Consider the following 13,772-nt stretch of genomic DNA (forward strand, 5'->3'; position numbering starts at 1 on the left):
ATCGGGCCTTCGCCCGAGGACATGCGTACTAGGATCATGCTCTGATGCGCGCCAGTTCGCTCGCCACCCGGCTGTTTCTATCCGCGACCGCCTGGGTAGTGGTGATCCTGCTTATCACCGGCATCGTGCTGTCGTCGGTTTACCGAGGCGCCACCGAGCGCGCCTTCGACCGCCGGCTCAACCTCTATCTGCGCACCCTGATCGCGGAAGTCGCGACGCCCGACGAGCCGCCCGACCACCCGTTCCAGTCACTCGGCGAACCGCTGTTCGAACTGCCGCTGTCCGGCTGGTACTGGCAGATCACCCGTACCGACTCCGAAAAGCCCGAGATGCGCGCCTCGCGCTCGCTGTGGGACAAGAAGCTGCCGAAGCTCGAAGAACAGGGCGCCGACCTGACCGCGGCCGGCATTCGCCTCGGCTATGTCGAGGGTCCCGAGGGCCAGAACCTGAGGATGGTGGAACGGCCGGTCGATCTCGGCGCCGACGGCAAGTTCCTGGTCAGCGTCGCCGGCGACGCCAGCGAGATCTTCGACGAAACACGTACCTTCGATTATTACCTCGGCGGCACCTTCGCCGCGCTGACGATCGTGCTGGTGCTGACCACGATCTTCCAGGTGCGCTTCGGCCTTGCGCCCTTGAAGCGCATTTCGGAATCGATCGCCGATGTGCGGTCCGGCCGCGCCGAGCGGCTGGAGGGCGAATTTCCCGTCGAGATCGCGCCGCTGGCGCGCGAGACCAACGCGCTGATCGACGCCAACCGCGAAATCGTCGAGCGCGCGCGCACCCATGTCGGGAATCTTGCCCACGCCATCAAGACGCCGCTGTCTGTCATCGTCAACGAGGCCGCCGCGCACGGCGCCGATCCGTTCGCGAACAAGATTCTGGAGCAGGCGGACGTGATGCGCGACCAGGTTGCGCATCATCTGGAGCGCGCGCGCATCGCGGCGCGGCTCACCATCATTGGTACGGTCACCGAAGTCGCGCCGGCGATCGAGGCGCTGCGCCGGACCATGGAGAAGATCCATCGCGACCGCGGCATCGCCATCACGGTCGATGCCGACCCGCGGGCGAAGTTCCGTGGTGAACGGCAGGATCTCGAGGAGATGGCCGGCAACCTGGTCGACAACGCCTGCAAATGGGCGGCGTCGCAGGTGTTCATCGAGGTGCTGGTGGAGCAGCCGGCCGAGCCCGGTGTCGGCCCGAGCTTGCGGATCGTCGTCGACGATGACGGGCGCGGGCTGTCGGAGGCGGAGCGCGCCCAGGTCTCGCGCCGCGGCCAGCGGCTGGACGAGTCCAAGCCCGGTTCCGGGCTTGGACTATCGATCGTGGTCGATCTCGCAGCCCTCTATGGCGGGAGCCTGACGCTCGGCAGCGCGCCGATCGGGGGGCTGCGGGCGGAACTGGTGCTGCCGGGCGTTTGAACGGGCTCGCCGATCCTTGGGCAGCCCGGACGGACCTGCCGGATTGTTCCTAAACGACTTCTTAACGCCGGCGCTTTTATGATGACCCGCGGATGGTTTTGCCGTCCGCTGACCCACGCATTCCTACCGGGCGCATGAGCCAGACATCGATCGAGCGGCTGAGGGATTATCTCGCGCAGCTTCCGCCGCAATCGCAGGCGCTGCTGATGCGGGAGTTCGAGCGCGCCCTCGAGCGCGGCGAGGACACCACGGTCGCGACCTTCGTGCTCGAACAATTGCGCTGGGTGGTACGAGTCCCGGAGCCCGCCGCACCAAAACCGGAGGTGGACGCAGAAGATCGGGAGGAGGCCGTCAGGCGGCGCAGCGGAGAAGCCGCGCGGTTGCTGTACCGCCCACTGGATCCATTTATTGTCGGGAGCAGTTCCACCCGGCCTGGCCAGGTTCGCCGATCGTCGCTGTTGTCGGTGTGGCAATGGCTGGCCCGCGACGGCGCGCCTGAACAGGTGCGGGAGTACGAGGCGGCGCTGGAGCGGTCGCGTCAGTCCGGAAGTTCCCATGAGGCAGAGGCCTCCGTCCGCAAATTGCAGCTCGCCGCGGCGGATGCCATCCTCAAAATTGCCGGGCCGTCGCAGGGTGGCGACAAACAGCGCGCGCTGGCCCGTGTCGGTCCTCCCAACGTCATCGAGGATCTGCTGCCGATCGGCTACGTCCTGCAGGCTCGAGAAGCGCTCGACGCTCTCAACGGTAAGCTACCCAGCCAGTTGCGGGTTTTCGCGGATTCGCAGATCGCCTCGGTCACCGCCGCACTCAACGTCCCCATGCTGCAAACTCCGCAGGTGCTGCCGTTCGCACTGTCCTTGATCATGCAGCGGCTGAGCGCGTCGTGGCAGATTATCCGCCTCGCCATCAAGATGGCGGCGTCCGACGATGAAATCCGCGTTGCCGCGACCCCTTACGGAATTGCCGTCACCATCGCGCTGCACGATCTGTCGTGCCTCGCGTCCACCTTGCGGATGGATATCAAGCGCGGCCATTTCGACAACGTCGCCGAGCAGCTCAAGACCCTCCATGACGGCGTGCGCGGCTTGCGGACCGAACTCGATCTGCGCAACGAATCGAACTGGGGCCGGCAACTGACCTCGATCCGGGCCGACATTTCCAACTCGCTGCAATCGGAAATCGACAGCGTGCCCGGCCGGGTCCGGCGTATCCTGCGGCAGCGCTCCGACAAGGACATTCCAGCCGGCGCCAGGGTCGACGCCACCGAGGTCGACGAAGCCGCCGCATTGATCGATTTCGTCGCGGTCTGCCGCAACTATGCCAGCGAGCTTGCCATCAACGAAGTCACGCTGCGGACCTATTCGGACCTGCAGCAATATGTCGAGCGGTCCACCGAGGCGCTGGTGCAGTCGCTGCGAAGCGGCGACGCCAAGTCGCGTCCCTATCGGCAGGCGCAGGTGGCGGCGGCAATCCGCTTCTGCGACGTCCTGTTCGGCCACGACTATGCGTCCCTGATGAGCCGCGCGGCCGAAAATGCCGTGACGGTCGAGCGCAAGCCGTCGCGCGCCGGCTAGAAGAATAGTGCAAGGCTCTTGATACAATTTATAATTGACGCGATCCGGCAGGGAACGTACCGTTTTGGTGCGAACCGAACCCGATCATTGTTGATTTTGAAATGAACCCAGTCATTAATTTCGTTGAGTATGAAAACCGCGTAATTTCGGCGACATATCGAAACCTCATGGTCAGGGCCAAGATCGTCCTCGTCGACAAGACGAGCGGGGAGCAATTGCCCGATCCGGTGGCCACGATTTCGTCGCCGGTGCCCAGCGGCTCGCTAAGGATGAGGCTGCCGGAGTCCGTCAAACCGGGAACCTATTATCTGAAGGCGCTGAACGGGCACGGCGAATTTGCCGGGCAAAGCCTCGATTTTTTCGTGAGCTGACACTTTCGGCAGACATCGGGCTTTGCACGGGCGGACACCGCTTTTGACGGGTTTTCGGGCCTTGCCGGCCGCATCGGCGACCTGAGAATTGTCAATTGCCGGGCTCGGCGCCACCGGTGTAAAGCGGCGCGTCGGCGCTTGCGTTACTGGCGCAGAGTGGAACCCGCTGGATGACGTTGTGGTTTGTGTTTGCGCTGATGACGGCAGCGGCGAGTTTCGCCGTGCTCTGGCCGCTGGGACGTCGCGGCCAGCCGCACAGCGGCGGCAGCGAGGCGGCCGTCTATCGGGATCAGCTCGCTGAAATCGATCGCGACGTTGCCTCCGGCCTGCTCGGATCCTCCGAGGCGGACGCCGCGCGCATCGAAATCAGCCGTCGTCTGCTGGCGGCAGCGGATGCACAGCGCGATCCGCCGCCACCGGCATCGTCGAATCTCAAATGGCGACGTGCGGTGGCCGTCGTCGCGCTGGTTGGACTGCCGATCGTGGCGATTGCGATCTATCTTCCGCTCGGCTCGCCGCTACTCGGCGATTTTCCGCTCGCCCAGCGTGACCGCACGCCGGTGGCCGCGCAGCCCCTCGACAGTTTGGTGGCGCAGGTCGAAGCGCATCTGGAAAAAGATCCAACCGACGGCCGCGGCTGGAGCGTACTTGCGCCTGTGCTGGCGAGGCTCGGTCGCTATGACGAAGCGGTCCGGGCCTATCGCAATTCGATTACCTTTAACGGCGACAGTGCCGAGCGCCGGGCCGATCTCGGCGAAGCCATCGCAGGCGCGGCAGGTGGCGTCGTCACCGCGGACGCCAAGGCCGAATTCGAGCGCGCCGTCGCGTTGAGTGCCGGCGCGGCCAAGGCGAACTACTTCCTCGGGCTCGCGGCCGAGCAGGACGGACGCAGCTCCGAGGCCGCGTCGATCTGGCGGGCGATGCTTGCGAAGGCGCCGCCGGATGCGCCCTGGCGCCCGCTGGTTCAGGCCGCCTTGGCGCGGGTCGACGAGTCTGGCGCGCCTCCGCTGTCGGACGATGCGGTGGCGGCGGCAAAGGAGATGAGCGGAACCGACCGGGACGCGATGATCCGCGGCATGGTCGAACGTCTTGCCGCGCGATTGAAGCAGAATGGCGACGACATCGATGGATGGCTGCGGCTGGTACGCGCCTACATGGTGATCGGCGATCGCGACAAGGCGAGAGGCGCGCTCGCCGAGGCCCGTCAGGCCGTCGCCAATGACGCCGAGCGGCTGCGGCTACTGAACGACGGCCTGAAGGATCTCGGGCTCGACGGATGAGCATGATACCGAAAAGTGTGAACCGGTTTTCGGATCATCTTGTGCACGAAATGCCGCGCATGACGGCGTCCATCCATGCGCGGCGGGGGACGAGGCATCTCCGCAGAAGCCGGCTTGAGCTCCATAGTGCTATGGGGCGACTCTACGAATGCGACTGAATTGCAATGTCGGCGGCGCCGCGCGGGCAGCGATTGCAATTGATTTTTCGCAAGCGTCGGCGCGCCGTCGCGGCCTCCAGCCTTCATGCTATTTTGACCTTTGTCTGAAAGTTTAGGTCTACGCGCCCTCAGTTCTTTCCCACCGAGCAAACCGATGTTCTCCAACAGCAATTTGACCATCCGTTTCCTGATTGGAGGCGTCGTGGCGGCCCTGCTGCTACTGCTCGCGGTCGGCGGAGGTACGGGATTTGTCGCCGTCCTTTATTTGAACAACGAGATCACCGGTCTCTCCTCGGATTTCGGTGCGCTGAGCGGTCCGGGGCGTGATCATGCTATGCAGATCTATCAGCAGGCCCAGGCGGCGTTTTCATATTTCTTGATGGCATGCGTTGCGATCGCAGTCGTTGCCTCCACCGTGTGCCTGATCACCTATTTTGCAGTTCGAAACGGCATCATGGGACCGCTGGCCGCCATGGTGCACGCCATGCGCGAGGTCGCCGACCAGAAATACGGGACCCCGATCCCCGGACTCGGCCGCGGCAATGAAATCGGCCAGCTTGCCGGCGCGCTCGAAGTCTTCAAGACGACGGGCATGGAGCGCCAGCGCCTGACCGAGCACGAATTGCAGGAAGCGCAGCGACAGGCCGAGCGTTCGCGATATCTCGACGACAAGATTCGGGATTTCAACGGCCTGGTCGCCAATGTCGTCAGCAGCGTCGCATCGTCGGCCGTACGGTTGAAAAGCAACGCGGAAACCCTGTCGCAGGCCGCCAATGAAACCACCGCCAAGGCCAATGCGGTCGCCAGCGCTGCAAGCGAGGCCAGCAGCAGCGTCCAGACTGTCGCCGGTTCGGCGGAGGAGATGACGACGTCGATCGGCACCATCAGCCGGCGCGTGACCGATGCCACGCAGCGCGCCGAAGGAGCGGCTGCCCAGGCCCGCAAGAGCAGCGACACCATTCATGCGCTGTCGGCGGCCGCCGAGAAGATCGGCGCCGTCGTGCAACTGGTTCAGGCGATCGCCTCGCAGACAAACCTGCTGGCGCTCAACGCCACCATCGAGGCGGCGCGCGCCGGCGAGGCCGGCAAGGGGTTCGCGGTGGTCGCGTCGGAGGTCAAGAACCTCGCCCACCAGACCAGCAAGGCCACTGAGGAAATTTCCACGCACGTCGCCAGCATCCAGGGCATCACCGGCGAGACGCGGCAGGCGATGGATGACATATCCAACACGATCGCGGAAATCAGCGCGATCATGTCCGGCATCGAAGTCGATACGGCGCAGCAGCGAAACGCGACGCAGGACATCTCCAAGAGCGTTCAGGTTGCAGCCAAGGGTACCCTCGACGTCTCGAATCATATTGTCCAGATCACTTCGACGTCGTCCGAAACCGGCCGCATGGCCGGCGATGCGCGGGATTCGGCGGTCGATCTTTCGCAACAGGCCGAAACCCTTAAACGGGAAGTGGACGGCTTCATCATGAGCGTCCGGGCCGGCTAACCGACCGACAGCGGTATTCGACGGCCGAGCGAACCGGTCGCGGCCGCCTTGGCCCTAACCCGCCAGGCGCCCTGCGATAAACTGCCGCATTTGCTTATCCCTTCATTACAAAAGTTTAATTCCCCCGCCAGCGCGCCGTAAGGCGGAAATACCCATCTTCAGAGCCGTAACTGCTTGCCCCCCGCGGCATCATCGATTCAGGCTCTGGAGATTTTTGAATGAACGACCGTCCAACCGATCTTTCGTCCCGTGGGTCTGCTCAGGCGCCCCGCCGTCCGCTGTTCTCCGCGCGCAAATTCGCGCTGATGGCCTCCGTTGTCGCCGGCCTCGGCGTCGCCGTTTACGGCTTTGACCCCTCGCATGGCCCGGTCGACATTTTCAGCAGCACCGCGCATGCGCAGGTCAACAACGAGGTCAGCAAGGTCGATAAGCCTGTCGGTTTTGCCGACATCGTTGAGCGCGTGAAGCCGTCGGTGATTTCGGTGAAGGTCAACATCAACGAAAAGATCGCCAAGGATGATAGCGGCAACGACGACTCGCCGTTCCAGCCGGGCTCGCCGATGGAACGCTTCTTCCGCCGCTTCGGCGGACCCGATGGGCTGCCTCCGGGCCAGCGCGGCATGCCCCGCGGCCGCGGCGCGGTGACCGGGCAGGGCTCGGGCTTCTTCATCTCGGCCGACGGTTTTGCCGTCACCAACAACCATGTGGTCGACGGTGCCGACAAGGTCGAGGTGACGACCGACGACGGCAAGATCTTCAAGGCCAAGGTGATCGGCACCGACGCGCGCACCGACCTGGCGCTGATCAAGGTCGAGGGCGGCTCGAACTTTCCGTTCGCCAAGCTTTCCGACGGCAAGCCGCGGATCGGCGACTGGGTGCTCGCGGTCGGCAACCCGTTCGGCCTCGGCGGTACCGTGACCGCCGGCATCGTCTCGGCCAGGGGCCGCGACATCGGCAACGGCCCGTACGACGATTTCATCCAGATCGACGCGCCCGTGAACAAGGGTAACTCCGGTGGCCCGGCCTTCGACACCTCCGGCGAGGTGATGGGCGTCAACACCGCGATCTATTCGCCCTCCGGCGGCAGCGTCGGTATCGCATTCTCGATCCCGGCATCGACCGTGAAGAGTGTTATTGCGCAGCTCAAGGACAAGGGCACGGTCAGCCGTGGCTGGATCGGCGTCCAGATTCAGCCGGTCACGCCTGACATAGCCGACAGCCTCGGGTTGAAGAAGGCGGAAGGCGCGCTGGTGGCGGAACCGCAGGCCAACGGACCGGCCGCCAAGGCCGGTATCGAATCCGGCGATGTCATCACCAAGGTGAACGGCGAAACGGTGAAGGATGCCCGTGAACTCGCCCGCACCATCGGCGGGTTCGCGCCCGGTGCCGCCGTGAAGCTCGACGTGGTGCATAAGGGCCAGGACAAGACCATCAACCTCACCCTCGGCCAGTTGCCGAATTCGGTGGAAGCCAAGGCCGACACCGGCGACGACAGCGACAAGGGCAGCGTGACCCGCGGTACCGACGTGCCGAAGCTCGGCCTGACGGTGGCGCCCGCCAACAGCGTCGCCGGCGCCGGCAAGGACGGTGTCGTGGTGACCGAGGTCGATCCCAGCAGTGCGGCGGCGGAACGTGGCTTCAAGGAAGGCGACGTGATTCTCGAGGTAGCCGGAAAGAGCGTCGCCAGCGCCGGTGACGTGCGCGATGCGGTCAACGCCGCGCGAACCGACAACAAGAACAGCGTTCTCATGCGAATCAAGAGCGGTGGATCGTCGCGCTTCGTTGCGGTCCCCCTGGCGAAAGGCTGAACGTTTTACCAGATGGAGGGTGTCGCCGGCATTAGTCGCCCCCGCCGACGGCTCTTTCCGGGGGGCGGGTCAAAAACCCGCTCCCACCAGTTCCTTCCGGTGGATTACGCCCCCCTCCGTCGGAAGGTCCAAAGGGCGGTGAGGTCCCCCCAGCTTCACCGCCCGCTTTTTCCCCGAGCGGAGAGACGGCAGGTCGCCTTGCATGAGTATGCCGACCGCGCCATGGTGATAGAAGGCCAGCCCACTTGAGTGCAACCGACCAAAATATGCGCCTCTTGATCATCGAAGACGACCGCGAATCCGCCGACTATCTGGCGAAGGCGTTTCGCGAAGTCGGCTACGTCGCGGACCTCGCCGGCGATGGCGAGGAAGGCCTGGCGCTGGCCGAAACCGGCGATTACGATGTGCTGGTGGTCGACCGGATGCTGCCCAAGCGCGACGGCCTGTCATTGATCGGCTCGCTTCGCGACAAGGGCAATCGGACGCCGGTGCTGATCCTGTCCGCGCTCGGACAGGTCGACGACCGCATCAAGGGCCTGCGCGCCGGCGGCGACGACTACCTGCCAAAACCCTACTCATTCGCCGAATTGCTGGCGCGGGTCGAGGTGTTGTCGCGCCGCCATGGCGGTCCGGCCGAGGAGACCAGCTACCGCGTCGGCGATCTCGAACTCGATCGCCTCTCGCATCGGGTGGCGCGCGGCAAGGACGAATTGACCCTGCAGCCGCGCGAGTTCCGTCTCCTGGAATACCTGATGAAGCACGCCGGCCAGGTGGTGACGCGCACCATGCTGCTGGAAAACGTCTGGGATTATCATTTCGATCCCCAGACCAACGTCATCGACGTCCATATTTCGCGGCTGCGCTCCAAGATCGACAAGGGTTTTGAACGCCCCTTGCTGCACACGATCCGCGGGGCTGGATACATGATCCGTGACGGCATTCGGTAAGCTGGTCCGAACCACCGCGTTTCGGTTGACGCTGGTCTACCTGTTTTTGTTTGCGCTGTTTGCCGCTTCGCTGCTCGGGTATTTCGCCTGGAACACGCGCCGCCTGATCACCGAACAGATCGCCACCACCGTCAATGCGGAAACCGGCGAGTTGTCCGATATCTTTACCCGCCGGGGCCTGCACGGACTGGTCTTCAACATTGAGAACCGGGCGCTGCGGCCGGGCGCCAACCTCTACCTCGTCGCCACGCCGCAGGGGCGCGCCATCGCCGGCAATGTCGGCTCGCTCGCGCCCGGCGTGATGGCGAGCACCGGATGGTCGGAGACCGCCTACCGGCGGCTTGATGACCAGGATAGCGGGGACCATCGCGCGCTGGTGCTGGTCAGCGAACTCGGCGGCGGGTTCCGGCTGCTGATCGGGCGCGATCTGGAGGAGCGGCGGCGGCTGTTCGGCATCGTCGCCAAGGCGGCGCAATGGTCGGTGTTGATCGTGGTCGTGCTGGGCCTTGGCGGCGGCATCTTCGTCGCGCGGCGCGTGTTGCGCCGGATCGATGCCATGACCGGCACCACCCAGCGCATCATGGCCGGCGATCTGAGCGGGCGGCTGCCGGTCGGGCGCAGCGGCGACGAGCTCGATCGTCTGGCGGAAAATCTCAATGCCATGCTGGAGCGGATCGAGGCCCTGATGATGGGGCTGAAGGAGGTTTCCGACAATATCGCCCACGATCTGAAGACGCCCCTGACGCGATTGCGCAACCGCGCCGAGGAGGCGCTGGCGAAATCCGGCAGCGAGGCCGAATACCGTACCGCCCTGGAACGGACCATCGAGGAATCCGACGGCCTGATCCGAACCTTCAACGCGCTATTGATGATCGCGCGCGCCGAGTCCGGGCAGGCGCGCGGAAATATGGACGATTTTGACGCCGCCGACGTCGCCAAGGGCATTCATGAGCTCTATGAACCGCTGGCGGAAGACGACGGCATGACCTTGCATGTCAGGACCGCGTCGACGCCGCTTCATGGCAACCGCGAATTGATCAGTCAGGCGCTGGCCAATCTGGTCGAGAATGCGATCAAATACGGCAAGCCGGATCCGGTCGTACAGCCGCTGAGTGCCGCGGCGGACGCCAAGGAAATCCTGATCGAGGCCCGGCGCGAGGGCGATTTCGTGCTGATTAGTGTCACCGACCACGGCCCCGGCATTCCCGAAAGCGACCGCAAGCATGCGGTGGAGCGCTTTGTACGGCTCGAGGCGAGCCGCACCCAGCCCGGTTCCGGCCTTGGTCTAAGCCTCGCGTCGGCGGTGGCGACGCTGCATGGCGGCGAGCTCAGGCTCGGCGATGCTCATCCTGGTTTGACCGCGACGCTGGCGATACCGGCGGCGGCAGGGGTTAGCGACAGGCTTGCGGCTCAAACACCGGATGTGCCACAGAAGGTGGCATGACCTCATCCGCGACGGGCGACGCGGACCGACATTGTCTGGCCGCGCGGTTCGTGGGCGGACCGCATGTGTCCGCTCCCGAGAGTGCCGAGCAGCGACTGGCAGACTGGCTCAGCGACCTGACGCCGGCGCAGGCGGCTGACATTGATGGTCTCCTCACCCGATTTCCCCTCGCCAGGACGATTCTGCGGGGCATCGCGGAAGCTTCTCCCTACCTTTTCGATCTGACACGTGCTGACGCCGCGCGGTTGGTCCGGCTGCTCGAATGCGAGCCGCAGCGGCATCTGGCCGCCCTGATCGAAAGAACCTGCCGCGAGGTGTCGACCGCGGCGGGCGAAGCCGACGTGATGCATCTGCTCCGGCGCATGAAATCGGAAGCCGCGCTGTTGATTGCGCTCGCCGACATCGGCGGCGTCTGGCCGGTGATGCAGGTGACGGCGGCGCTGACGGATATCGCGGTCGCCTCGGTGCAGACGGCGCTGCGCTTTGTGCTCCGGCAGGAAGCCGCACGCGGGCGGCTGTCGCCGCCCAACGTCGATACGCCCGAGGACAACAGCGGCCTGGTCGTGCTCGCGATGGGAAAGATGGGCGCGGGCGAGCTGAACTACTCCAGCGACATCGACCTGATCGTGTTTTTCGATCCGGCCGCGCCGACGCTCGCGCCTGATATCGAGCCGGCGCCGTTTTTCGTGCGCGTCACCCAGGGCATGGCGCGGCTCGTGCAGCAGCGCACCGGCGATGGCTATGTTTTCCGCGTCGATCTGCGGCTGCGGCCGGATCCGTCCTCGACGCAGGTGGCGATCTCGACCGAATCGGCACTGCATTATTACGAGCGGGAAGGGCGGACCTGGGAACGCGCGGCCATGATCAAGGCGCGGCCCTGCGCCGGCGACGCCAAAGCCGGCGAGGCGCTGCTTGCGGATATCGCCCCGTTCGTCTGGCGCAAGCATCTGGATTTCGCGGCCCTTGCCGACGTGCACGACATGAAGCGGCAGATGCAGACCTACCGCGGGCAAAGCGAGGTCGCGGTCGAGGGCCACAATGTCAAGGTCGGGCGCGGCGGCATCCGCGAGATCGAGTTCTTCGCGCAAACCCAGCAATTGATCGCGGGTGGCCGGCATCCGGAATTGCGGGTGCGGCCGACCCTCGAGGCGCTGAAGGTCCTGGCTTCGAGCAACTGGATCACCTTCGCCGCGCGCGATGAATTGACCGCGGCGTACGAATTCCTGCGCCGGGTCGAACACCGGCTGCAGATGATTGCCGACGAGCAGACCCACAGCCTGCCTGACGAGATCGAGGCCGTGGAGCGTTTTGCCTGCTTCTTCGGTTACGACAGCCGCGCGGCGTTCGCAAAAGACCTGCTCGGCCATCTCAACGTCGTGCAGGGGCATTACGAAAAGCTGTTCGAGGGCGATCCGGCCGGCACCGAGAAATTGCCGGCGGTGGATTACCGCGCCGGCCCGGACGATCCGCGCCTGCTCGAATACCTGGCGACACTCGGCTTCAAGAAACCGCTGATGGTGGCGGAGACGGTGCGGCAATGGATGCTCGGCGACTACCGCGTGTTCAGGACGGAATCGACGCACAATGCCTTTGTCGAGTTCGTGCCCGCGCTGATCGACGGCCTGGCGCATGCCGAGGAGCCCGACAGCGCGGTGACGGCGTTCGACCGCTTCCTGCAGGCGCTGCAGCGCGGCGGGCGGCTGATCTCGCTGCTCAGCCAGAACCGCGATCTCGTCGCGCTGGTGGCGCTGATCCTCGGCGCCGCACCCCGGCTCGGCGACATGCTGGCGCGGCAGCCGCAGATCATGGACGGGCTGATCGATCCGCGCTTCTTCGGCGCGATGCCGGACCAGCGCGAACTTTCCTCGCGGCTGGCGGCGACATTGGCGGATGCCAATTCCTACGAGGAGTTCCTCGACCGGTTGCGGCTGTTCGGCCAGGAAAGCCTGTTCCTGATCGGCACGCGCATCCTGTCGGGCACGGTCTCCGCCCAGCAGGCCAGCGTCGCCTTCGCCGACGTCGCCGAGGGCATTGTCCACACCGTGCATGGCCTGGTCACCGATCGCTTTGCGGCTCAGCACGGCCGCATCAGGGGTCAGCAGACCGCGATCGTCGCGATGGGCCGGCTGGGCAGCCGCGAGATGACCGCGTCGTCCGATCTCGATTTGATCCTGCTCTATGATTTCGATCCCGAGCAGCCGGATTCCGACGGCCCGCGTCCGCTGCACGGGGCGCATTATTTCGCACGCTTCACCCAGCGGCTGATCAGCGCCTTCACGACGCGGACGAACTACGGCGTACTCTACGATGTCGATATGCGGCTGCGGCCCTCGGGCCGGGCAGGCCCGGTGGCGTCCCACATCGTATCGTTCGCCGAATACCAGGAGCGGGAGGCCTGGACCTGGGAACACATGGCGCTGACCCGCGCGCGGGTGATTTCGGGGCCGCCCGAGTTCCGCGCGCGCATCGAGAAGGTCATCCGCGACGTGCTGACGCGGCCGCGCGACACGGCCGGTGTCGCCAACGATGTCGCGGAGATGCGCCGCGCCATTGCGCTGGAGAAGGGCGAGGACGATGTCTGGGACCTGAAATATGCGGCCGGCGGCCTGGTCGACATCGATTTCATCGCGCAGTATCTGCAGCTCGCGCATGCCGCCGCCATGCCCGACATTCTCGACGTCTCGACGCGGCAGGTGCTCGACAACGCCGCGCGGCTGGGCGTGCTGCCGCCATCTTCGGCGGAAATCCTGCGTGCGGCGGCGCATCTCTATCACGACCTGACGCAAATCCTGCGGCTCTGCGTCAGTGAACGGTTCAAGCCGGAAAACGCGGGCGACGACCTGCTGCGCGTAATGGCACGCGCCGGCGACGCCCCGGATTTTTCCTCGCTGCAGGCGCGGGTCAGGGAAACGCAAGGCGAGGTGAGGCGGGTGTTTTTCGAAATTGTCGAGGGCAGGGTGGCGTAGCTCCGGTCCATGGGCTTTGTCGCAATGACGTTTCGACAGTCGCGTTGATGGCCTCCAGACATGCGTGTAGCTCTCGCGACGCGATGCGCCCGAGGCCTTGATAAATCTTCCGCCCCAAAGAGGGCGTGGGGAATGCCGGGTGCCCAGTGCACCCGCAGCCTCGTGTGCGAAGTGGTAGTGCAGAATGCACACGAGTATTCACAGCGGTCGCACCGGAAATCACCCGGCATCCCCGCACGCAATGGTTTTAACGGCTTCCTTCGCGCTCTCCTCGGCGATCGGGCTTTTTTGTCACCGTCATCGGC

Annotated in this window: 9 protein-coding genes; all 9 read left to right on the forward strand. The window is 65.0% G+C overall.

Annotated features, from left to right (window positions below; all coding sequences use genetic code 11):
- Positions 1–44: 44 nt before the first annotated feature.
- The 9 genes from QZ213_RS02820 (at position 45) to QZ213_RS02860 (ending at position 13,467) form a co-directional block, all read left to right on the forward strand.
- Positions 45–1,421, forward strand: a complete 1,377-nt coding sequence (locus QZ213_RS02820) for a sensor histidine kinase (protein WP_291684527.1) — start codon at positions 45–47, stop codon at positions 1,419–1,421.
- Between the two features lie 134 nt (positions 1,422–1,555).
- Positions 1,556–2,995, forward strand: a complete 1,440-nt coding sequence (locus tag QZ213_RS02825; protein WP_291684528.1) for a hypothetical protein — start codon at positions 1,556–1,558, stop codon at positions 2,993–2,995.
- Between the two features lie 101 nt (positions 2,996–3,096).
- Positions 3,097–3,366, forward strand: coding sequence for a hypothetical protein (locus QZ213_RS02830; RefSeq protein ID WP_291684529.1), 270 nt, complete (start codon positions 3,097–3,099; stop codon positions 3,364–3,366).
- 170 nt (positions 3,367–3,536) lie between these two features.
- On the forward strand, positions 3,537–4,646 hold the full coding sequence (ccmI, locus tag QZ213_RS02835) for a c-type cytochrome biogenesis protein CcmI (protein WP_291684530.1): 1,110 nt from the start codon (positions 3,537–3,539) through the stop codon (positions 4,644–4,646).
- 312 nt (positions 4,647–4,958) lie between these two features.
- On the forward strand, positions 4,959–6,302 hold the full coding sequence (locus QZ213_RS02840) for a HAMP domain-containing methyl-accepting chemotaxis protein (RefSeq protein ID WP_291684531.1): 1,344 nt from the start codon (positions 4,959–4,961) through the stop codon (positions 6,300–6,302).
- Positions 6,303–6,520: 218 nt separating this feature from the next.
- On the forward strand, positions 6,521–8,110 hold the full coding sequence (locus QZ213_RS02845; protein ID WP_291684532.1) for a Do family serine endopeptidase: 1,590 nt from the start codon (positions 6,521–6,523) through the stop codon (positions 8,108–8,110).
- A 266-nt stretch (positions 8,111–8,376) separates the two neighbouring features.
- The gene (locus tag QZ213_RS02850; protein ID WP_291684533.1) at positions 8,377–9,057 is read left to right on the forward strand and encodes a response regulator transcription factor; all 681 of its coding nucleotides are present in this window, start codon (positions 8,377–8,379) and stop codon (positions 9,055–9,057) included.
- A complete protein-coding gene (locus QZ213_RS02855; RefSeq protein WP_291684534.1) occupies positions 9,041–10,501 on the forward strand; it encodes an ATP-binding protein in 1,461 nt (486 codons plus the stop codon). The genes QZ213_RS02850 and QZ213_RS02855 overlap by 17 nt, the downstream gene beginning before the upstream one ends.
- Positions 10,498–13,467, forward strand: coding sequence for a bifunctional [glutamine synthetase] adenylyltransferase/[glutamine synthetase]-adenylyl-L-tyrosine phosphorylase (locus tag QZ213_RS02860; protein ID WP_291684535.1), 2,970 nt, complete (start codon positions 10,498–10,500; stop codon positions 13,465–13,467). Before QZ213_RS02855 ends, QZ213_RS02860 begins: the two co-directional genes overlap by 4 nt.
- Positions 13,468–13,772 lie beyond the last annotated feature (305 nt).

Source organism: Bradyrhizobium sp. (genome assembly GCF_017881085.1).
In the GTDB taxonomy this organism is placed as follows: Bacteria; Pseudomonadota; Alphaproteobacteria; order Rhizobiales; family Xanthobacteraceae; genus Bradyrhizobium.